Annotated in this window: 19 protein-coding genes; 15 read left to right on the top strand and 4 right to left on the bottom strand. The window is 62.7% G+C overall.

What is annotated here, in order from left to right:
• Positions 1 to 123: 123 nt before the first annotated feature.
• Positions 124 to 396, bottom strand: a complete 273-nt coding sequence (locus tag QZ522_RS07405) for a hypothetical protein (RefSeq protein WP_294609199.1) — start codon at positions 394 to 396, stop codon at positions 124 to 126.
• 3 nt (positions 397 to 399) lie between these two features.
• Positions 400 to 3186, bottom strand: a complete 2787-nt coding sequence (locus QZ522_RS07400) for a glutamine-synthetase adenylyltransferase (protein WP_294609197.1) — start codon at positions 3184 to 3186, stop codon at positions 400 to 402.
• A gap of 79 nt (positions 3187 to 3265) precedes the next feature.
• Here QZ522_RS07400 and QZ522_RS07395 point away from each other — a divergent pair, with 79 nt between their 5' ends.
• The 3 genes from QZ522_RS07395 to QZ522_RS07385 all read left to right on the top strand — a co-directional run bounded on the left by QZ522_RS07395 (position 3266) and on the right by QZ522_RS07385 (position 5177).
• On the top strand, positions 3266 to 3736 hold the full coding sequence (locus tag QZ522_RS07395; protein WP_294609195.1) for a YbaK/EbsC family protein: 471 nt from the start codon (positions 3266 to 3268) through the stop codon (positions 3734 to 3736).
• Between the two features lie 82 nt (positions 3737 to 3818).
• The gene (locus tag QZ522_RS07390; protein WP_294609193.1) at positions 3819 to 4268 is read left to right on the top strand and encodes an RDD family protein; all 450 of its coding nucleotides are present in this window, start codon (positions 3819 to 3821) and stop codon (positions 4266 to 4268) included.
• A gap of 78 nt (positions 4269 to 4346) precedes the next feature.
• Entirely contained in the window at positions 4347 to 5177 is an 831-nt protein-coding gene (locus QZ522_RS07385) for an arginyltransferase (RefSeq protein WP_294609191.1), read from the top strand.
• Positions 5178 to 5206: 29 nt separating this feature from the next.
• Here QZ522_RS07385 and QZ522_RS07380 read toward each other — a convergent pair whose 3' ends face one another.
• Positions 5207 to 6016 (bottom strand): protein-disulfide reductase DsbD domain-containing protein, encoded by an 810-nt coding sequence (locus tag QZ522_RS07380; protein ID WP_294609189.1) that lies wholly within the window; start codon positions 6014 to 6016, stop codon positions 5207 to 5209.
• Between the two features lie 146 nt (positions 6017 to 6162).
• On the opposite strand from QZ522_RS07380, the gene QZ522_RS07375 reads away from it, so the two are divergent.
• From QZ522_RS07375 to QZ522_RS07325, 11 genes are all read left to right on the top strand, one after another.
• The gene (locus tag QZ522_RS07375) at positions 6163 to 6717 is read left to right on the top strand and encodes a YqgE/AlgH family protein (protein ID WP_294609217.1); all 555 of its coding nucleotides are present in this window, start codon (positions 6163 to 6165) and stop codon (positions 6715 to 6717) included.
• 53 nt (positions 6718 to 6770) lie between these two features.
• Entirely contained in the window at positions 6771 to 8549 is a 1779-nt protein-coding gene (locus QZ522_RS07370; RefSeq protein ID WP_294609187.1) for an ATP-binding protein, read from the top strand.
• Complete coding sequence (locus QZ522_RS07365; protein WP_294609185.1) at positions 8546 to 9772, top strand: sigma-54 dependent transcriptional regulator; 1227 nt, start codon at positions 8546 to 8548, stop codon at positions 9770 to 9772. Before QZ522_RS07370 ends, QZ522_RS07365 begins: the two co-directional genes overlap by 4 nt.
• Before the next feature lie 252 nt (positions 9773 to 10024).
• Positions 10025 to 11017, top strand: a complete 993-nt coding sequence (locus QZ522_RS07360; RefSeq protein ID WP_294609183.1) for a DctP family TRAP transporter solute-binding subunit — start codon at positions 10025 to 10027, stop codon at positions 11015 to 11017.
• Positions 11018 to 11135: 118 nt separating this feature from the next.
• Positions 11136 to 11816, top strand: coding sequence for a TRAP transporter small permease (locus QZ522_RS07355; RefSeq protein ID WP_294609181.1), 681 nt, complete (start codon positions 11136 to 11138; stop codon positions 11814 to 11816).
• Entirely contained in the window at positions 11816 to 13189 is a 1374-nt protein-coding gene (locus QZ522_RS07350) for a TRAP transporter large permease (protein ID WP_294609179.1), read from the top strand. The genes QZ522_RS07355 and QZ522_RS07350 overlap by 1 nt, the downstream gene beginning before the upstream one ends.
• 244 nt (positions 13190 to 13433) lie before the next feature.
• A complete protein-coding gene (locus QZ522_RS07345; RefSeq protein WP_294609177.1) occupies positions 13434 to 13922 on the top strand; it encodes a flavin reductase family protein in 489 nt (162 codons plus the stop codon).
• A gap of 108 nt (positions 13923 to 14030) precedes the next feature.
• A complete protein-coding gene (locus tag QZ522_RS07340) occupies positions 14031 to 14903 on the top strand; it encodes a TIGR01459 family HAD-type hydrolase (protein ID WP_294609175.1) in 873 nt (290 codons plus the stop codon).
• A 112-nt stretch (positions 14904 to 15015) separates the two neighbouring features.
• Positions 15016 to 15459: a MaoC family dehydratase gene (locus QZ522_RS07335; RefSeq protein ID WP_073198418.1), complete on the top strand. Its 444-nt coding sequence runs from the start codon at positions 15016 to 15018 to the stop codon at positions 15457 to 15459.
• Between the two features lie 56 nt (positions 15460 to 15515).
• Complete coding sequence (locus QZ522_RS07330) at positions 15516 to 16484, top strand: glycosyltransferase family 2 protein (protein WP_294609172.1); 969 nt, start codon at positions 15516 to 15518, stop codon at positions 16482 to 16484.
• 198 nt (positions 16485 to 16682) lie between these two features.
• Positions 16683 to 18203, top strand: a complete 1521-nt coding sequence (locus QZ522_RS07325; RefSeq protein WP_294609170.1) for a DEAD/DEAH box helicase — start codon at positions 16683 to 16685, stop codon at positions 18201 to 18203.
• Between the two features lie 48 nt (positions 18204 to 18251).
• Here QZ522_RS07325 and QZ522_RS07320 read toward each other — a convergent pair whose 3' ends face one another.
• Positions 18252 to 19559, bottom strand: coding sequence for an ATP-binding protein (locus QZ522_RS07320; RefSeq protein ID WP_294609168.1), 1308 nt, complete (start codon positions 19557 to 19559; stop codon positions 18252 to 18254).
• A gap of 40 nt (positions 19560 to 19599) precedes the next feature.
• On the opposite strand from QZ522_RS07320, the gene QZ522_RS07315 reads away from it, so the two are divergent.
• Entirely contained in the window at positions 19600 to 20532 is a 933-nt protein-coding gene (locus QZ522_RS07315; protein ID WP_294609166.1) for an MBL fold metallo-hydrolase, read from the top strand.
• Positions 20533 to 20644 lie beyond the last annotated feature (112 nt).

Below are 20644 nucleotides of genomic sequence, written 5' to 3'. Positions count from 1 at the left end.
ATGCCCATGAATTGAGGCGCCATTTAGCCGAATTCAGCGCAATAGCGTGATTTTTCGGAGGCCCGGAGACGCCCAATTGCGCCGAATTGCCCTGAAACCGGCAACAGCACTGGGGCCGGAGGGTCAGCTGTCGCGCGGCCTGCTGCGCCAGCCGCCACGGCGGCGCGGGGTGGTCGGGGTGACGGTGCCACTCTCAAGCACCTCGGTCATCGGGTGGCCGGGATGTCCGGGCGCATAGCGCGCGATCATCTCGGCAATCGCCTCCTGTGTGTCCTGTCCCTCGGGCAAGGACAGCGCCCAATCGAGGAAAATCGACCGGCATTCGCCGCTCACGATACCTTCGATGCGATAGGCCTCGCGGATCAGGCCCTTGGGGTCAAGCGGGTCGCGTTGCATCTTTCATACCTTCCCTGGCAGCCGCTCAAGCGCTGCGTCAATCACACGGGCCGCACCGCCGCAGGCCTCCTCAAGGCACGTTTTCAGCCCAGCCAAATCCTCTTGCCCGGTCTCGCGCAACAGGAATGCCGCGCCCCCCTCGCCCATCAAGGCCGGATCAAGAGGTTTGTCGCTGATCAGCCGCGCCACCATATGCACCTTCCAACAGATCGCATAGGCGCGCGCCAATGCATCGCCGTCCGCGTCATCGAGCCAGCCGATTGCGACACCTCCGGCAAACCCAGAGGCCACATCGCGTACGGCGTGCCCCGCCATCAGGGTGCCCGCCTGCGCAATCAGTTCAAGCTCCATCAGGCGACCGGGGCCAAGCTTGGTATCCCAGGGGCCCGCCGGGGCCTTGGCACTTGAGATGCGTGCGCGCATCTCCGCAAGCTGGGCCAGTACCGCCTCGGGGTCGCCCTTGTCGCGCATAAGACCCCGGCGAAACGCCTCGACATCGCGCGCAAGGCTGGCTTCGCCGGTGATCACCTGCGCGCGGCTCAGCGCCAGATGCTCCCAGACCCAGGCCTCGTTCTGCTGATAATCCTGAAACGACGGCCAGCTGGTGGCAACCGGCCCCTGATTGCCCGAGGGGCGCAGCCGCATATCGACCTCGTAAAGGCGGCCCTCGGCCATCGGCGCGGTCAGGGCGGTGATCATCGCCTGCGTCAGCCGCGCATAATAGGGCCGCGCGGCCAGCGGGCGACGCCCGTCCGAGGCCTCGACCGCCTCGGCGTCATAAATCACGATCAGGTCAAGGTCGGACCCGGCATTCAGCCGCGACGCCCCGAGCGAGCCCATGCCAAGCACCACCGCGCCGCGCCCCGGCGGGGTGCCGTGCTTGGCACAGAACTGCTCGATGACCAGGGGCCAGATCCCGGTGATCACCGCGCGTGCCAGATCGGCGTATTGCGCGGCCGCCGCATCGCTGTCGCTCAGCCCGCGCAGATGATGCACGCCGATGCGGAAATGCCATTCCTTGCGCCAGCGGCGCACCGCATCAAGCGCGCGCTCGTAATCGGCCTCGGCCTCAAGCCGGGCCCCAAGCTCTGCCTCAAGCGCCGCCTGCCCCGGCCAGGGCGCAAAGAAATCCCCCGCGATCACCGCATCAAACACGCCCGCATTGCGCGACAGATGCGTTGCAAGCGCCGGGGCTGTGCCAACAATATCGACAAGCAGGTCGATCAGTTGGGGATTGGCCTCGAAAAGCGAAAACACCTGCACCCCCGCAGGCAGCCCGGCGATAAAGCCGTCAAAGGCCAAAAGCGCCTCGTTCGGGTGCGCGGTGCGCGCCAGTCGGGCAAGGATATCGGGCTTGAGGCGTCGGAAAATCTCGACAGCGCGGGCCGAACGCAGCGCCGGGTAACTTGGCCAGCGCGCGATCACCTCACCGTCAAGCGCCTCGGCGGCGTCGGGGGTCTCGGGGGTCTCTTCGGGTTTGAAAAACCCCTCGATCACGTCATGCACGGCATTGAGGCGGCTCAGAAGCTCTGCCTTCAGTTCGGCGCTCTCGCGGCCCATGAAGGCGGCGAGGCGGTTGAATTCATCCTCGGAATTGGGCAACACATGAGTTTGCGCGTCGCGGAGCATTTGCAGGCGATGCTCGACCTCGCGGTGAAACCGGTAGTTCTCGGTCAAAAGCTCTGCGGCCTCGTGCGGCACCCAGCCCTTTTGCGCAAGCGCGGCCAGCCCTTCGACAGTGCCGCGCAGCCGCAGATCGGGGTCACGCCCGCCCGCGATCAACTGTCGGGTCTGGGTGAAAAACTCGATCTCGCGGATACCGCCGCGCCCCAGCTTCATGTTGTGCCCGCACAGGCTTAGCGACCCGCCAAGGCCCTTATGCTCGCGGATGGCGAGGCGCATGTTATGGGCATCCTCGATCGCCGTGAAATCCAGATGCTTGCGCCACACGAACGGCTTGAGCACCGCCAGAAACCGATCCCCCGCCGCGATATCGCCCGCACAGGGCCGCGCCTTGATATAGGCCGCACGTTCCCATGTGCGCCCGAGGCTTTCATAATAGGCCTCGGCGGCAGCCATGGCCAGACAGACCGGCGTGACACTTGGGTCAGGGCGCAGGCGCAGGTCGGTGCGAAACACATATCCCTCGGCGGTGCGGTCGTTCAGCATCGCCGCCATCTTGCGGGTGGCACGCACAAAGGATGCGCGCGCCTCGTGATAGTCCTCAGGGGCAAAGCGGGTTTCGTCAAACAGGCAGATCAGGTCGATATCTGAACTGTAGTTAAGCTCATGCGCCCCCATCTTGCCCATGGCCAGCACCACCATGCCGCCCGCCGTCGCGATATCCTCTTCCCCCATCCCCGGAAGCTTGCCGCGGCGGATTTCGCTGCCCAGGGCGGCCTTGAGCGCCAGATCGCAGGCCAGATCGGCAAAGTCCGAGAGCCGCCCGGTGACCACCTCAAGCGGCCAGACGCCTGCAAGGTCGGCCAGCCCCGTCAAAAGCGCCACCCGCCGCTTGCCCTGACGCAGCGCATCGCCAAGCGCATCGGCTGGCACCGCACGCAGGTCGGCGGCGAGGCTGTCAAGCGCCGCTTCGGGGTCTTGAAACGCAGTGTGCAGCCAATCCCCTTCGCGCAGGATCAGCGATTTCAGAAACGGGCTGGAGCCCCCGGCCCCGGCGATCAGCTCGCCAAGGCGTTCGGGCAGGCCAGCCATGGCAGCACGTGCCTCTTCGCCCTCAACGGGGTCATGGGCACGGGGCAGACGGGTCATGCGGTCAATGAAATTCATGGCGCCAGTGATACAAGCCGCGCGGGGCTGGTCAATGGCTGAAAGAGTTGGAATACTGCGAAAAAATCGGAGGATAAACATGAGCAAGAGCCTGAAACGCGTGACCCGTGCGCTGCTTGAGGCCGGCGTCGAGACAGGGCCGGTCGAGACCGGCAATGCCACCACGGCGCAGATGGCGGCGGATCTTGTCGGCTGCACGATTGATCAGATCGCCAAGTCGATCATCTTTCGCGGGCTGACCAGCGGCGCGGCGCTTTTGTTCGTGACCGCAGGCGGCAATCAGGTTGACGACGCACGCGCCAGCGCACTTGCGGGCGAGCCGCTTGGCAAGGCGGATGCGGCGCTGATCCGGGCGCAAACCGGGTTTGCCATCGGCGGGGTGTCACCTGTCGGGCATCTTACGCCGCCGCGGGCCTTCTTTGATCCACGCCTTATGGCGTTTGATCGGGTCTGGGCCGCGGCGGGAACGCCACGGCACCTATTCGCCGTCGCACCGGATGTGTTGCTGCGCATTTCCGGGGCCGAACTTGGAGATTTTACCGCCGGTTAAACCGCAAAACCCCTTGCAAACCGCCCCCGTGGTGCCAAGCTTAAAGCGGTAACCGCCCCCGAAAGGACGCGAAAAGCCCGATATGAGCGACATAAACTGGCACCTGCCCGACCCCGACACACAGCCTGAATTTTACGCCGATGTGCCCACCAAGCGCCTGTTTGCCTTTGTGGTGGATACGATCGTGATCATTGCAATCAGCATTTTGATCGTGCCGTTCACCGCCTTCACCGGCCTGTTCTTTTTCCCGGTTCTGACGGTGATGGTGGGGTTTGCCTATCGCGTCATCACGATTGCGCAAGCCTCGGCCACATGGGGCATGCGGCTGACCGCAATCGAGTTTCGCACCGCGCAGGGCACGCGGTTTGATCTGGGCATGGCCTTTGCGCATACGACCGGCTTCACGATTTCGGTCATGTTGCCGCTATTACAGGTGATTTCCATCGTCCTGATGCTGACGACCGCGCGGGCACAGGGGCTAAGCGATCATGTTCTCGGAACCGTCGCGATCAACCGCCGCGCGGCCACCTGAACGCGGCAACACAACCCTCTTGGCGAGGCGCATTATCATTGTTATCGTCGATCCAAAGGACCCCGGACGAAGAAATTAATGCGCCACACACTTCCTATTGCGCCCCAGTTTTATGTGACGGCACCACAGCCCTGTCCCTATCTTGAGGGGCGGATGGAGCGCAAGCTGTTCACGGCCCTTCAGGGCGACGGGGCGCAGCGGTTGAACGACAGCCTGTCGAAACAGGGATTCCGGCGCTCGCAGAACGTGCTTTACCGCCCGTCCTGCGCGGATTGTGCGGCCTGCCTTTCGGCGCGCATCAATGTGGCCGAGTTCACCCCGAGCAAGAGCCAGCGCAAGACTGCGCGGCGCAATGCGGGCCTGACCCGGCGCGCCACGTCGCCCTGGGCGACAGAGGAACAGTACACCCTGTTCCGCCGCTACCTCGAAAGCCGTCACGCCACCGGCGGGATGGCGGATATGGACACCTTCGAATTCGCGGCGATGATCGAGGAAACCCCCATTCGCACCCGCGTGGTGGAATATACCGATGGCGCCTCGGGCGACCTGGTGGCGGTATGCCTGACCGATATCCTCGATGACGGGGTCAGCATGGTCTATTCCTTCTATGAACCAGAGATGACAACCGCGTCGCTTGGCACCTATGTGATCCTCGATCACATCGAGATCGCGCGTGAAAACGACCTGCCTTATGTCTACCTCGGCTATTGGGTGCCGGGCAGCGAAAAGATGGGCTACAAGGCCGGGTTTTCCGGGCTCGAGGTCTATGTCGGGAATACCTGGCAAAAGATGCGTGACCCTGAAGAATTCAGCGCCCATGCGCATCCGCTGGTCAATGATCCGATTGCCGAGCAGGTGGCCAATATCTCATTGCCCGACGGACGCCCACTGCGCCCCAAGACCGTCTGAGTCAGAAGAACAGCGAACAAGCAGCGGCTCTAAGGCGCCGCACAGCCGCGAATATCCACCGCATCGCCGCTGCTCAGGATAGTGATCCGGAGACCGGCGCGGTTGAGGGCAAAGCTGTGCCCCTCGGCATGGTAAACCTCGGTCTGGGCGCGCAGGCGGTTGCCCTGGCGCGACGTCACGGCCTGTGTGACCCAAAGATCCGGATTATCTGTTTCAATCACCGCAAGTTCGCCCTCGCCCATCTTTGCCATGTCCACCTCGGCCACGATCCCAAGCCCGCCTTCGATGGGCGTGACCTGACAGGCTACGCGCCCTACCCCGGCCTCCTGGCTGGTATAGGGACGCGAGGCCAGGGCGGCCGCAATCTGCGGGTCGGGGGTGGTGATGCCCCTGGAAAGGCCCTGGGAAACCTTGACGGTGACGGGGACGCAGATATCGCTGCAAATGCCGATCTCAAGCTCACCGGCAAGGTGAATCGGCTGGCCGGTGTTTATCGGATCAAGGCGGATCGGAAGGATCAGGGAATGTTCATAGCCAATGGTCCGCATGCCATTGGTGATGGTTTGCTGCGGTGTCGGCCATTCCACCGCCACCCCGGCAAGGTTGCGCGAGCCGCTCCAGTTGAAGCGCGGCGGAATGCCGGCTTCGCCCGGCGCGCGCCAATAGGTCTTCCAGCCGTCTTCCAGCGCGAATTTCAACGCCGCAACATGGCTGCCGTCGGCCATATGCCAGCCCGTCAGGACGCTGACCTCTACCATGTCATCAACGGATTCGGCCTGCACAGGGTGCACGACAAGCGACAGCGCCGTAACGGCGGAAAGGAAAAATGATCTGATCATGCCCCTGAAATGGGGGACCGCAGAGCAAAAGCCAACTCACTTTCCAGCGAGAATTATGAGTGTGACGTTAATCACGCGGTTGCGCAGAGGCACGATGATCCCCATTCTTGTGTAAAGACAAAGAGGTATCTCGTTTGACGCAGGATATGAATCTGACCGGAAAAATGCTGATCGCCATGCCGGGCATGGCCGATCCGCGCTTTGGCAATGCGGTTGTGTTTCTGTGCGCACATTCGCCCGAGGGCGCGATGGGGCTTATCATCAACAAGCCGACCAAGGACCTGCAGATGCGCGATCTGTTTGAACAGCTCTCGATCACCATGGGCGAGGAGGCACGCGAACTGCCGGTCTACTTCGGTGGCCCGGTGGAACACGGGCGCGGGTTTGTCCTGCATGAGCGCGGCTACAACTCGGCAATCTCGACGCTGACCGTGAATGCCGATTTCGCCATGACCGCAACGCTTGATATCCTGGAGGATCTCGCGGACGGTCGCGGGCCCGGCCGGGCCCTTCTGGCGCTTGGCTATGCCGGTTGGGGGCCGGGTCAGCTTGAGGCAGAACTGACGCAAAATGGCTGGCTTACCTGCGATGGCGATCTGGATTTGGTCTTTGCCACCCCCGACCGCGACAAATGGGAGGCGGCCCTGGCCAAGCTTGGTGTTTCGGCCCTGATGCTGTCATCCGAAGCCGGACACGCCTGACCCCGCCGCTTTGGCGCTGGTCAAGCCGGGCGCGTCGCTGATAGATTAGGCCCATGTCCCGCAAGCCTTTATGGACCCTCATCATTGTGCCTTTCATCCTTGCCGTCGCCCTGATCGGCGGCACGGTCTGGCATTATGGGTATCGTCAGGCACTGGATCGGCTGGAGCGGCGCGGCACGGCGGATATGTCGCTGGTGCTGGGCGGGCTGGTCTCGGACCTGCAACGCTATCGCGATCAGGCGGTCGCCCTGGCCGAACACCCGACATTGACCGCCCTGAGCGCGGTCGTCACCCCGCATCAGATGGATCGCGCGCGTACCCTGCTTATTGCCGCCGCCGACCGCACCGGGGCGACGGCCCTGTATTTCGTCGATGCCTCGGGCGATGTCCTTGCCGGAAGCCAGCCGCGCACGCCCGAGGGGCTGGCGCAGTCGGATTATTTTACCCGTGCAATGGATGGCGCGCTTGGCACCGCGCATGGAATCGAAACCGAAACAGGGCGGCGGGTCTTTCAATTCGCCGCCCCCTCGTTTGGCAACGATGGCAGGGTTCAAGGCGCATTGGTCGCGCTGGCGGATGCCGAGAACGTCGAATTCGGCTGGCGCGGTTCACAGACGGCGGTGTTTCTGGTCGACAACGCGGGGCGGGTGTTCATGTCCAACCGCTCGGAATTGCTGGGCTGGCGCGGGGTGCCGGGGGATCAGGTGCTGATCCCGCCCGAGGGCGCGCCGGTGGGGTTCGCCCGCAAGAAGGTCGGCCCGCACGAGATATGGCAGGTCGATCTTGGCCCCTACCTTCCCAGGCGGGCACTGCGGCTTGGTCAGGATCTGCCGCGGATCGGCATGACCGGAGCGGCGCTTGTCGATGTGGCCCCCGCCCGCCAGATCGCCGCGCTTCAGGCCGGAGCCGTGGTCGGGGCGCTGTTGTTCTTTGGCGCCTTGCTTTTCCTTACCCAGGAACGGCGCCGCAGCCTTGCGCGCGCCAACGCCAGGCTTGAGGGCCGCGTCGCCGAGCGCACTGCGACCCTGACCCAGACCAACCTTGCCCTGCGCCGCGAAGTACGCGAGCGCCAAGAGGCCGAGGCCGCCCTCAAGCGCGCCCAGGCAGAGCTTGTACAGGCCGGCAAGCTGCGCGCGCTGGGCCAGATGAGTGCGGGCATCAGCCATGAGCTGAATCAGCCGCTGATGGCGATCCGCCAGTTCGCCGCCAATGGCGGCGCCTTCCTGCAACGCAAAGAACCCGAGAAAGCCGCCGAGAACCTTGGCAGGATTGACGAGATGGCCCACCGGATGAGCCGGATCATCCGCAACCTGCGCGCCTTTGTGCGCAATGAGAATGAACCGATGGGCCAGGTCGATATCGTGCATGTGATAAACAGCGCGCTTGAAATGACCGGCGAGCGGCTGCGTGGTGATGGCGTCGATCTTGTCTGGCAGGCCCCGGCCCGTCCGGTGTGGGTGCGGGGCGGCGAGGTGCGCCTTGGTCAGGTGATGATCAACCTCATCACCAACGCCGCGGATGCCATGACCGACAGCGCGCAAAAGCGCCTTGAAATCTCGGTTGAGGACGGCGTGCAGGTCACCGTGCGCCTGCGTGACACCGGCCCCGGCATTGAAGAGCCGGAAAAGATTTTCGATCCGTTCTATTCAACCAAGCTTGTCGGGGCCGATGACGGCATGGGCCTTGGCCTGTCGATCTCTTACGGGCTTGTGCAAAGTTTTGGTGGCAGGATCAGCGGCGCCAATACCGGCAGTGGCGCGGAATTCACCGTCGCACTTGAACCTTGGGCCGACGCGGCCCCGAGGGGTGCGCAGAGGGAAGGTGCAGCATGATCCGACAGGTTCTGGTGGTGGATGATGACCGTCCCGTACGCGAAGCCCTGGCACAGACGCTTGAGCTTGCCGATTACAGTGTGCGCGCGGCGGGCTCGTTCATCGAGGCCAAGGACCACATCACGCCCGAGTTCGAGGGCGTGATTCTGTCCGATATCCGCATGCCGGGGCGCGACGGGTTTCACCTTCTGGCCCATACCCGCGCGCTTGACGACGAATTGCCGGTGATCCTGCTGACCGGCGAGGGCGATATTCCGATGGCGGTCAAGGCGATGGCGCAAGGGGCCTTCGATTTCCTCGAAAAGCCCTGTGCGCCCGATGCTCTTATCCCGGTGCTGGAACGGGCGTTGAAGAACCGCACGCTGGTGTTGGAGAACCGCCGCCTCAAGGCGCAGCTTGAAATCGGCGATCCGGCGGCACGGATGTTGTTTGGCACCTCGCAGCTTGCCGAAGACCTGCGCGCGCGGGTGCGCCAGGCCGCGCGCGCCGGAACCGAAGTGCTGGTGACCGGCCCTGCGGGCGCGGGCGTATCCAAGGTGGCGGAAGTGATTCACCAGATGTCGCCGGGCGCAGGCGGACCATACGTCAAGCGCGCCGCCGCGACACTTGAGCCGGGCGCGCTTGAGGCGGCCTTTCATTCGGCCTCGGGGGGCACGCTTTTCCTTGATGAAATAAGCGCCCTGCCCGCCGAAGCCCAATATGCCCTGCTTGAGTGCCTCGAAGACGGCGACAGCGCGCGGCTGATCGCGGGCAGCACCGCCGACCTTACCAAGGCCGTCGAGACCGGGCACTTCAACGGCGATCTCTATTACCGGCTCGAGGTGATGCGCGTGCGTATCCCTGCCCTCTCCGAGCGCCCCGAGGATATTCCGGTGCTGTTTCGCCATTACGTGGCGCAGGCCGCCGAACAGGCCGGGCTTGCCGTGCCCGAGGTTGCCCCCGAGCGGCTCGCGGCGCTGATGGCGCAGGACTGGCCCGGCAATGCGCGTTCGCTGATGTCGGCGGCGATGCGCTTTGTGCTTGGCATGCCAGATCGTGCCGAGGCCGCGGATCTTGGCCTTGCCGATCAGATGGCCAGGGTCGAACGCTCTTTACTGATCGCGGCGCTCGGCCGGCAGAACGGGCGCGCCTCGGAGGCGGCAAAGGCGCTCAAACTGCCGCGCAAGACCTTTTACGACAAGCTGGCGCGCTACGGGATTCGCCCCGAGGATTACCGCCGCTGACCACGGTTGCGATCTGTGCGGAAAACCGCACAACCCGGCAATCCCCCGTGCGGATTTCCGCACAGCTCTGACCAAGATGGCAAGCCCGTGCCAGAAATCTGCCGCGCAACGTTTTGAAATTGATTAAAAATCCGGCGCACCGCATGGTTTTGATACATTTTCTTGAGACCCTGCGGCCTTTCTCTCAGGATGGAGACACCGCGCCTTTGGTGGGCGCTAAGTACATATGTCTCAAAATGGGAGGAGACCCGAATGAAATTCCTGACCGCTGCCGTCTCGGCACTGGCCCTGACCGTTGGTGCCAACACTGCAATGGCTGCTTGTGATGACGGTGAAATCGTCGTCAAGTTCAGCCATGTCACCAACACCGACAAGCATCCCAAGGGCATTGCCGCCTCGCTGCTTGAAAAGCGTATCAACGAAGAAATGAACGGCACAATGTGCCTTGAGGTCTTCCCGAACTCGACACTCTATAACGACGACAAGGTGCTTGAAGCCATGCTTCAGGGCGATGTGCAGCTCGCCGCACCGTCGCTGTCGAAGTTTGAAAAGTTCACCAAGCAGTTCCGCCTGTTCGACCTTCCGTTCCTGTTCTCGGACGTGAACGCGGTGGACCGCTTTCAGGGCTCGGAAACCGGTCAGGCCATGCTTGACAGCATGCAGCGTCGCGGCCTCCAGGGCCTTGCCTATTGGCACAATGGCATGAAGCAGATGTCGGCCAACGTGCCGCTGCTCGAGCCGTCGGATGCCAATGGCCTCAAGTTCCGGGTGCAGTCCTCTGACGTTCTGGTTGCGCAAATGGCCGCCATCGGTGGCAGCCCCCAGAAAATGGCCTTCTCCGAGGTTTACGGCGCATTGCAGCAAGGCGTTGTCGACGGTCAGGAAAACACCTGGTCCAACATCTACGGCAAGAAGTTCTTCGAGGTTCAGGACGGCACCACCGAAACCAACCACGGCATCATCGACTATCTTCTGGTCACCAGCGTCGATTGGCTCGACAGCCTTGACCCGGCCGTGCGCGATCAGTTCCTGACGATCGTCAAAGAAGTCACCGAGACCCGCAACTCGGAATCAAGCAAGGTCAACGCAGAGGCCAAGCAGGCGATCATCAATGCCGGCGGCGTTGTCCGCCAGCTGACCCCGGAACAGCGGGCCAAATGGGTTGAAGTCATGAACCCCGTCTGGGACCAGTTCAAAGGCGATGTCGGCCAGGAAAACATCGACGCGGCCGTCGCATCCAACTGAACCCGTAATACGGGTTTAACCAGTACGACCCTTGGCGACAAAGGTCTGTGTCAGCATCGGGCGGGTTCAATAGACCCGCCCGAAGTGTAAAAATCATAAAAATCTGGGAAACGGGACGATGACGCACAAAACCGGGCTGATCGACCATATCGAGGAATCGGTAATTGCCGCTCTTCTTGGGCTGATGACAGTGGTGACCTTCGCCAATGTCGTGGCACGATATGTGTTCAACACAAATATTCTCTGGGCGCTGGAACTGACGGTGTTCATGTTTGGCTGGCTGGTTCTTCTGGGCGCCTCCTATGCAGTCAAGAAGCACTCGCACCTTGGTGTCGACGCGGTTCTGAACATGACCTCGCCGCCGATGCGCCGGGTACTGGCGCTGATCTCGGTCGGGGCCTGCCTGTTGTTTTCGCTGCTGTTGCTCAAGGGCGCCTATGACTACTGGGCGGTATTTGCCGATCTTCCGCCGACCTCGGGGCGATGGTTCCCGACCGGCTTTGACGCCTCCGCCCGCAGCCAGAGCTTTTACGAGGTTCAGGACGTGCCGATGCTTGGCGTGTTCCGCTTTCTCGAAAACATGATCAACTACGGCGACAGCTATGAAAAGCTTCCCAAAGCCGTGCCCTACGTCGTGCTGCCGATCTCGGCCTTCCTCTTGGTCCTGCGCTTTTCGCAGGTCGCCGTACAGATCTGGAAAGGCGAGGTCGACCGCCTTGTCGCCTCTCACGAGGTCGAGGACGAATTGGACGAAATTCGCGCCAGTCACGATAACGACGGCCAGGAAGGAACACGATAATGGACGTGCTTTTGCTCTTTACGATGGTCGTCACCCTTCTTTTGATCGGTGTGCCGATTGCCGTCTCGCTCGGCCTCAGCTCGACGCTGTTCCTGCTGATCTATTCCGACAGTTCGCTGGCCTCGGTCGCGGGCACCCTGCTTGAGGCCTTTGTCGGCCATTATACCCTGCTCGCGATCCCGTTCTTCATCCTCGCGTCAAGCTTTATGACCACGGGCGGCGTCGCGCAGCGGATCATCCGGTTCTCGATTGCCTGTGTCGGGCACTTGCCCGGCGGTCTGGCGATTGCGGGCGTGTTTGCCTGCATGCTGTTCGCCGCCCTCTCTGGCAGTTCGCCCGCCACCGTGGTCGCCATCGGCTCCATCGTGATCGCGGGCATGCGTCAGGTCGGCTATACACGCGAATTCGCCGCCGGCGTGATCTGTAATGCCGGGACGCTCGGCATCCTCATTCCGCCGTCGATCGTGATGGTGGTCTATGCCGCCTCTGTCGATGTCTCGGTCGGACGGATGTTTCTTGCGGGCGTGATCCCCGGCATCATGGCCGGCAGCATGCTGATGATCACCATCTACGCCATTGCCAAGATCAAGGGTCTGCCGCAGGGCGAGTGGAAAGGCTGGGGCGAAGTCTGGGTATCGGGGCGCGAGGCAGGCTGGGGCCTGTTCCTGATCGTCATAATCCTCGGCGGCATCTATGGCGGCATCTTCACCCCCACAGAGGCAGCAGCAGTGGCGGCGGTCTATTCCTTCTTCATCGCCTGTTTCGTCTACAAGGACATGGGCCCGCTTTCGGCATCTGACGGCACCTCGATCAGCCTGATGCGCAGGCCGCACGCGCTTTTGACGGCCTTTGTCCACCCGGATACGAAAAAGACCCTGCTTGACGCGGGCAAACTGACGGTCACCTTGCTGTTCGTGATCGCCAACGCGCTGATCCTCAAGCATGTGCTGACCGACGAACAGATCCCGCAAAGCATCGCCAATGCCATGCTGGGCGCGGGCTTTGGTCCGGTGATGTTCCTGGTGATGGTCAACGTGATCCTTCTGATCGGCGGGCAGTTCATGGAGCCCTCGGGCCTACTGGTGATCGTGGCGCCGCTGGTCTTTCCGATCGCGATGGAGCTTGGCATCGACCCGATCCACCTTGGCATCATCATGGTCGTGAACATGGAAATCGGCATGATCACACCGCCGGTCGGTCTCAACCTCTTCGTCACCTCTGGCGTTGCGGGGATGCCGATGATGGCGGTGGTGCGCGCGGCCCTGCCGTTCCTTGCGGTGCTCTTCGTGTTCCTGATCATCGTGACCTATGTGCCGTGGATTTCGACGGTCCTGCCCAATACCTTCATGGGGCCTGAAATCATCACCAACTAGCGCCGCACACTCGAAAGACCACACCACGCAGGCCCCGGCTTGCGTGGTGTTTTTACGGCCCGGATCCGGCCGCCGACTGATTTCCCGAAAAACCGCCTGTCAGGGTTTGAAACCCTGCCTTGCCCGCGCTACATGCGGCGGGCACGGGAAATCCTTTACCGCGCCGCATTTCGCCGATAACGATGGGTCCCGCCCATCCCGACAGGAGACGACAGCGTGACCCACCGCCCCAAAGGCATCCGCCATGAGCGTTGAGCGCGAGGTCTTTCTCGCGGCCATGCGTCAGGTCGCGGCCACGGTGACGGTCGTCACCACCGATGGCCCCGCCGGGCGCGCCGGTGCCACGGTAAGCGCTTTTACTTCGCTCACCGCCGATCCGCCCTCGGTGCTGGTCTGCTTGCGGTCCGACAGCCGGATCGCCCGCGCCGTCATCGAAAACCGCGCCTTCTGCGTCAATGTCCTGCCCGAAGACGCGATCGAGGTGGCGCGCGCCTTTGCCGGATCCGCACCCGAGGCCCCTGCCGACCGGTTTTGCGGCCTCTCGGTCAAGGACAGCCCCCAAGGTCCGATCCTGGCCCGTGCCACGGCGTTTTCCTGCGCGCTCAACGACCATATGATCCACGGCAGCCACGCGATCTGCATCGGCAGTGTGCTGGAATTGACAAATGCCGGGGAAAAACCGCTGACCTATCTCAGCGGCAGCTATCACATCGTGCGCCCGCATCAGGACTAGGTGCGCCCTGCTCTTCTTCTTGGTCCAAATACTCGAAACTCCGGCGCTGGCCAAACCGGGCTGCGCCTGCCATATCTCGCGCGACATTTGCCAAGCCGGAGCGCGCCCATGACCAGGATCATCACCTCCCTTTCCGAGATCGCCCCGAATTACGACGCCCTGTTCGTCGATCTCTGGGGCTGCGTGCATGACGGGGTGCGCGCCCTGCCCGCCGCCGTCGCGGCGCTTCAGGCCTATCGCGCGACCGGCGGCACGGTTGTTCTGGTGACCAATTCGCCGCGCGCCCGTCACGGCGTTGAAAAACAGCTCGTCAGTTTCGGCGTGCCCGAAGATGCCTGGGATACCATCGCCACCTCGGGTGACAGTGCGCGTGCGGCGATGTTCCGCGGCGTGGTGGGCGAAAAGGTGTTTTTTATCGGCGAGGATCGCGACACCAAGTTCTTCGAGCCGCTGCACCTGATCGAAGACCCCGCCGATATCCGCCGCGTGCCGCTGGATGAGGCCGAGGGCATCGTCTGTGCCGGGCCGTTCGATCCCACCGCCGACCCCGCCGAGATGCGCCCGCAGTTCCTTTACGCCAAGCAAAAGGGCATGAAATTGCTTTGCGCCAATCCCGATATCGTGGTGGATCGCGGCGAGCACCGCGAATGGTGCGCCGGCGCCCTGGCGCGGCTTTATACGGAAATGGGGGGGACAAGCCTCTATTTCGGCAAGCCGCATCCGCCGATCTATGATCTCGCCCGCCGCCGCCTTGCCGCGCTTGGCCACGATGTCGAGGATTCCCGCATTCTGGCGATTGGCGACGGGGTGCTGACCGATATCGCCGGGGCCATGGGCGAGGATATCGATTCTCTTTTCATCACCGGCGGCCTTGCCGCACAGGAAACAAAAACGTCGCACCAGCCTGAGAAAGATGCGTTAACCGTCTATTTGCAAAAGGAAAACTCCTCTCCGACCTATGCCATCGGGTTTCTGCGCTGACAGAAAGGGCTTGATTTTGCTGCGGCTGCGAAGTAATAAAATTCCAATACATGCGCTTTTTGCGCTTTAATATTACACATCGAACCACGCAACACACCACCCGGAGGGGCGCATGTTGGATAATATGCCACGCGGCACGATCTGTATCGAAGACATTGAAATGGGCATGACGCGCCATCTGCGCAAAGTTGTCACCGACCGCGACATTGAGATGTTCGCCGAGGTCTCGACCGACCGCAATCCGGTGCATCTTGATGACGATTACGCCCGCGACACGATCTTTGAGGGTCGCATTGCCCATGGCATGCTGACCGCCGGGTTGATTTCGGCGGTGATCGGCGAGCAACTGCCCGGTCACGGCACTGTCTACATGGGGCAAAGCCTCAAGTTCCTCGCCCCCGTGCGCCCCGGTGACATGGTCCATGCCGAGGTCGAGGTGATCGCGATCGACCACGGCAAACGCCGGGTTCAGCTTGATTGCCGTTGCCTGGTGAACGGCAAGAAGGTGCTGATCGGCGAGGCCACGGTTCTGGCGCCCTCGCGCAAGTTCGACTGAGCCGCGCGCAACCTTTGGCCCTTGCACCGCCCGTTGCGTGACCGCATTCTGCGCCGATGAATGACACACCCACATGGGGCGCCGTGGCGACGGTCAAGGCGCCGGCCCGCGATATTCTGAACTTTGCCGCCCATCATCTTGATCTGGGCGCGCATCGCATTCATGTCTACCTCGATGCCCCCAACGAACAGGCCGAGGCCGCCCTGCGCGCGCATCCCAAGTGCCGGGTGATTCTGTGCGATGACGCCTATTGGCAGCGCCGCCGTCGCAAGGGCCGCCCCGATGCCCATCAGCCGCGCCAAAGCCTCAACGCGACCCACTGCCTGAACAAACGCCCGCAAGTGGATTGGCTGGCGCATATCGACGTAGACGAGTTCCTCTGGCCCGCCACGCCGTTGCCTGCGCAACTCGCCGCCCTGCCCGCCGATACGCTAAGCGCGCGTGCCCGCCCGATCGAGGCCCTGGCCCCTGATCCGGCCGCGCCGCCCCCCGAGGGTCAGCACTGGTTCAAGTCCTGCGCCCGCCTTCAGGCCCGGCGCCGCGAAGAGACCAACGCAATCTATCCGACCTTTGGCCCGCACCTGAACGGCGGATTTGTCAGCCACGTGGCGGGCAAGGTCTTTGTGCGCTGCGGGGGCGACAAGACAAGCCTGCGGATTCACAACGCTTTTGTCGACATGGTGATGGATGACGCCCCCGCCGAATTGAACGACACACGCCTGTGTCACCTGCACGCCCCAAGCTGGGACAAGTGGCAGGCGGCCTATGCCTATCGGCTTGCGCATGGGTCGTATCGCTCCGGGCTCAAGCCTGCGCCGCTGGCCGATGGTGTCGGGCTGAACATGCATGCGCTGTTTTCCATGCTAGAGGACGAGGGCGGCGAGGCGGCCCTGCGCCGGTTCTTTGACGAGGTCTGCACCGCCACGCCGGATCTGCGCGCTAGACTGGACGCACACGGGCACCTGCACGGGCTGTCGCTTGACCTTGATCGCAAACGGGCGCGTCACTTTCCCGATCACGCCTGATTGTTTCGAATTTAGAGACAATTAAAGCGGCAAACCGACACAATGTTACCGCAACAGAGCGCCGCATTGACCGCACCCCCCATATTCAGGTAAGTGCAGGCTACCGGGTCACCCATGTGGAGAACCACAGGCCCAAGAGGGGCCCGATCCGGTATCATACGTACGGGCCAGGATTGTGTCCGTAAACCTCGGATGCACATGACCAAATTCTCAGATCTGAATCTTAATCCCAAAGTCCTCAAAGCCATTGACGACGCAGGATACGAAGCCCCGACCCCAATTCAGGCTGCGGCGATCCCCCCCGCCCTTGAAGGCCGCGACGTTTTGGGCATTGCCCAGATCGGCACAGGCAATACCGCAAGCTTTACGCTGCCCATGCTGTCGCTTCTTGCACGTGGACGTGCGCGCGCACGGATGCCGCGCAGCCTCGTACTCTGCCCGACGCGGGAACTCGCGGCGCAGGTGGCCGAGAACTTTGACACCTATTCCAAATATCTCAAGCTGACCAAGGCCTTGCTGATCGGTGGCGTGTCGTTCAAGGAACAGGACAAGCTGATCGACAAAGGCGTTGACGTTTTGATCGCCACGCCCGGTCGTCTGCTGGATCATTTCGAGCGCGGCAAGCTGTTGCTGACCGGCGTTCAGATCATGGTCGTGGATGAAGCCGACCGCATGCTCGACATGGGCTTTATTCCCGATATCGAGCGCATCTTCAGCCTGACACCTTTTACCCGCCAGACGCTGTTTTTCTCGGCGACCATGGCGCCCGAGATCGAGCGGATCACCAATACCTTCCTGTCGGCGCCCGAGCGCGTTGAAGTGGCCCGCCAGGCGACCGCCTCGGAAACAATCGAGCAAGGCGTTGTCATGCTCAAGGCAAGCCGGCGCGACCGTGAAGCCAGCGAAAAGCGTGATCTTCTGCGTGCGCTGATCGAGGGTGAAGGCGACAAATGCTCGAACGCGATCGTGTTCTGCAACCGCAAGGTCGATGTTGATATCGTCGCCAAGTCGCTCACCAAGCATGGCTATGACGCGGCGCCGATCCATGGCGACCTTGACCAGAGCCAACGCACCCGCACCCTTGACGGGTTCCGCGCCGGTGATCTGCGTTTCCTGATCGCATCGGACGTGGCCGCGCGCGGACTTGACGTTCCGGCCGTCAGCCATGTGTTCAACTTCGACGTACCAAGCCATGCCGAGGATTACGTGCACCGGATCGGCCGCACCGGACGTGCCGGGCGTGAAGGCAAGGCGCTTATGATCTGCATTCCGCGGGACGAAAAAAACCTCGCCGCGATCGAGGACCTGCTGCAAAAGCCGATCCCGCGCGTCGATAATCCGCTGCAATCGGGCAAGGCGCCCGAGACCGAGGCCGAGGCCAAGCCCGACGCCAAGGCAACCCCCGAGAAAAAGCCGCGCAAGCCGCGCGTCAGCCGCAGCGCCAAGAAAACCGATACCGCCAAATCCGATGAGGCCCCCAAGCAACAAGAGGCCGCTGCGGTGGTGGACGCGCCAGAGGCCGCCGCCACGCCAGAGCCGCAGCAGCAACCCGCCCCCAAGCGGGACCGCGGCGAGCGTCAGGACCGCTCCTCGCGTCGTGGCAGCGGCGGATCGGATCGCGGCGGGCGTCATGACAATGGCGGCGGCAAGGTGACCGGGATGGGCGACCACCTGCCCGGTTTTATCGCCCTCAGCTTTGACGAGCGGCGCGCCCGCTAGCTATCCCTCGTGCCAGCCTGAACAGGCTGGCAGGCCCTCTCTTTTTCATTAGCGGGCGATCACGATATCGGCCTGCAACCCGCCAAGGCGGTCGCTTTGCCCAAGGCGAAGCGTGCCGCCATGGGCGCGCGCCACGTCAAGCACAATGGACAGGCCAAGCCCTACCCCGGTGCCACGATTCTGATTGCGTGCGGGTTCAAGTCGGGTAAAGGGTTTGATCGCCTCTTCGCGGCTCTCTGCCGGAATGCCCGGCCCGTCATCCTCGACCCGGATGCGCAGCGATTTTTCCGTGAGCACGACAGAGACCTCGGCGCGGCTGCCATAGCGCACGGCATTGCTGATCAGATTCTCAACCGCGCGCCGGATGCTGCCGCCGCGCAGGTTGATCTCGCCCTCGCCGCTGACCTCGGACAGGGTGACATCAAACTGGTTGCGCTGTGCATCCTCGACGATCTGGCGCACAAGGGCGATCGGATCGACCGGCTCTGCCTCGCCCTCATGAACCCCACGGGCAAAGGCCAGAAACCCGTCCAGAAGCCGTTGCATATCTTCCACGTCGCGCAGCATCGGTTCGGCCTCTTCCTCGTCAAGCATCGCCAGCCCGAGGCGCAGCCGGGTCAACGGCGTGCGCAGATCATGGCTTACCCCCGAAAGCATCAGGGTGCGTTGTTCGATCTGGCGTTCGATTCTTGCACGCATGTCCAGAAACGCGCCCCCTGCCGCGCGCACCTCGACCGCCCCCGCCGGCCGATACGGCAGGTTGCGACCGCGCCCAAAGGCCTCGGCGGCCTGGGCCAGCCGGGTAATCGGGCGCAGTTGATTGCGCAGGTAGAAATAAGAGATCACCGTCATCAGGACGCCGAAAAATATCATATTTACAAGTAGTTGATGCGGCTGTCGCGCCGAAACCCGACGCCGGTCAAACAGCAACTCGATCCCCTGCCCGCCGCGCATGAAATACATGCGCACAAGATCATCATCCGGAAGCTCGACCACCTGGAGATCCGGGAACATATTTTTGAACTCCCGGATCACTACGACCCCCGAGAAATCGAACCAGCGGCGGGTATCCGTCACCGGGATGTCCGCTTTGGCGACGACGTTCAGCTCAATATCAAGGGTTTGCGCCAGCTCCTGCCCAAGCAGATCCTCGGGCGGGCGCCCCCCGTCCCCCATCACCGCAATGATTTCACGGCTGACGGTCTGGGTCATCTGTTGCGTCACCCCCTCGAAATGGCGTTGAATGAACACAACCGAAACAACAAGCAGCAACGTGATCACCGGCAAAAGCAGGATCAGCGTTGCCCGCCCAAACAGGCTTCGGGGCATATAGGGTTTGAGCCAACGGAACGACATGCGCCGAACCTAGCCTCCGGCGCGCAGAGAAGGAAGAGCCATGCACCTCCCCCAGGGCGAAAGACCCGCTATTGGTCATGCAGAGGCGATCGGCCCGGATCTGCGCCGCATTCTGGCGCCCAATCCCTCTCCGATGACCTTCTGGGGCACCAATACCTATCTGCTGGGGGCGCGTGATCTGGCAGTGATCGACCCCGGCCCGGACGATTCCGCACATCTCGAGGCAATCCTGCGCGCGCTGGAGCCGGGCCAGAGGATCAGCCACATCTTTGTGACCCATTCGCATCTTGACCATTCGCCCCTCGCCGCACGGCTTGGCGCCCAGACCGGGGCGCCGGTGCTGGCCTACGGCGATGCACGCGCAGGCCGCAGCCCGGTGATGGCCGAACTTGCCGAGAGCGCCGAAATTGGTGGCGGTGAGGGCGTCGATCACGGCTTTGCCCCGGATACCCCGCTATGCGATGGTCAGGAGGTCACAGGCGACGGCTGGCGCCTCAAGGCGCATTGGACGCCGGGACATTTTGGCAATCATCTTTGCTTTGAAAGCGGCGACGAGGTCTTTACCGGCGATCTCGTGATGGGTTGGGCAAGCTCGCTTGTCTCGCCCCCCGATGGCGACCTGACGCATTTCATGGCCTCCTGCGCGCGGCTCCGGGGCCTTTGCGCGCGCCGCCACTTGCCCGGCCACGGCGCCCCGATCGACACCCCCGCCGCGCGGCTTGATTGGTTGATCGGCCACCGCATGACCCGCGAAGCCGCGATTCTTTCAGCCCTTGATGCGGGTCCGCAGACCGCCGCGCAGATTGCCAATGACATCTATACCGAAACGCCCGCCAAACTGATGCCCGCCGCCACCCGTAACGTTCTGGCCCATCTGATTGATCTCATGCAAAAATCCGAGGTGGCCCCGCAGGATACCTTCCACGCCAACAGCCAATTCGCCCGCCTCGCAAAGAATGATGCGCCAAGGTGAATTTTTTGTCACAATCCCTCTGGACCTCACGAAATCTGGTTGCTATACGGCCCACGTGTTCCGGCGTAGCTCAGCGGTAGAGCAGTTGACTGTTAATCAATTGGTCGTAGGT

Origin of the sequence: uncultured Roseovarius sp. (assembly GCF_913054395.1) — a bacterium.
Classification (GTDB): Bacteria; Pseudomonadota; Alphaproteobacteria; order Rhodobacterales; family Rhodobacteraceae; genus Roseovarius.
The sequence above is the reverse complement of the archived record's forward strand: the minus strand, read 5'-3'. Positions and strand labels throughout refer to the sequence as shown.

What these genes read in the sequence shown, in the direction of transcription:
- QZ522_RS07405 (WP_294609199.1), bottom strand. Translation starts at nt 396, where the DNA reads ATGCAACGCGACCCGCTTGACCCCAAGGGCCTGATCCGCGAGGCCTAT.
- QZ522_RS07400 (WP_294609197.1), bottom strand. Translation starts at nt 3,186, where the DNA reads ATGAATTTCATTGACCGCATGACCCGTCTGCCCCGTGCCCATGACCCC.
- QZ522_RS07395 (WP_294609195.1), top strand. Translation starts at nt 3,266, where the DNA reads ATGAGCAAGAGCCTGAAACGCGTGACCCGTGCGCTGCTTGAGGCCGGC.
- QZ522_RS07390 (WP_294609193.1), top strand. Translation starts at nt 3,819, where the DNA reads ATGAGCGACATAAACTGGCACCTGCCCGACCCCGACACACAGCCTGAA.
- QZ522_RS07385 (WP_294609191.1), top strand. Translation starts at nt 4,347, where the DNA reads ATGCGCCACACACTTCCTATTGCGCCCCAGTTTTATGTGACGGCACCA.
- QZ522_RS07380 (WP_294609189.1), bottom strand. Translation starts at nt 6,016, where the DNA reads ATGATCAGATCATTTTTCCTTTCCGCCGTTACGGCGCTGTCGCTTGTC.
- QZ522_RS07375 (WP_294609217.1), top strand. Translation starts at nt 6,163, where the DNA reads ATGAATCTGACCGGAAAAATGCTGATCGCCATGCCGGGCATGGCCGAT.
- QZ522_RS07370 (WP_294609187.1), top strand. Translation starts at nt 6,771, where the DNA reads ATGTCCCGCAAGCCTTTATGGACCCTCATCATTGTGCCTTTCATCCTT.
- QZ522_RS07365 (WP_294609185.1), top strand. Translation starts at nt 8,546, where the DNA reads ATGATCCGACAGGTTCTGGTGGTGGATGATGACCGTCCCGTACGCGAA.
- QZ522_RS07360 (WP_294609183.1), top strand. Translation starts at nt 10,025, where the DNA reads ATGAAATTCCTGACCGCTGCCGTCTCGGCACTGGCCCTGACCGTTGGT.
- QZ522_RS07355 (WP_294609181.1), top strand. Translation starts at nt 11,136, where the DNA reads ATGACGCACAAAACCGGGCTGATCGACCATATCGAGGAATCGGTAATT.
- QZ522_RS07350 (WP_294609179.1), top strand. Translation starts at nt 11,816, where the DNA reads ATGGACGTGCTTTTGCTCTTTACGATGGTCGTCACCCTTCTTTTGATC.
- QZ522_RS07345 (WP_294609177.1), top strand. Translation starts at nt 13,434, where the DNA reads ATGAGCGTTGAGCGCGAGGTCTTTCTCGCGGCCATGCGTCAGGTCGCG.
- QZ522_RS07340 (WP_294609175.1), top strand. Translation starts at nt 14,031, where the DNA reads ATGACCAGGATCATCACCTCCCTTTCCGAGATCGCCCCGAATTACGAC.
- QZ522_RS07335 (WP_073198418.1), top strand. Translation starts at nt 15,016, where the DNA reads ATGTTGGATAATATGCCACGCGGCACGATCTGTATCGAAGACATTGAA.
- QZ522_RS07330 (WP_294609172.1), top strand. Translation starts at nt 15,516, where the DNA reads ATGAATGACACACCCACATGGGGCGCCGTGGCGACGGTCAAGGCGCCG.
- QZ522_RS07325 (WP_294609170.1), top strand. Translation starts at nt 16,683, where the DNA reads ATGACCAAATTCTCAGATCTGAATCTTAATCCCAAAGTCCTCAAAGCC.
- QZ522_RS07320 (WP_294609168.1), bottom strand. Translation starts at nt 19,559, where the DNA reads ATGTCGTTCCGTTGGCTCAAACCCTATATGCCCCGAAGCCTGTTTGGG.
- QZ522_RS07315 (WP_294609166.1), top strand. Translation starts at nt 19,600, where the DNA reads ATGCACCTCCCCCAGGGCGAAAGACCCGCTATTGGTCATGCAGAGGCG.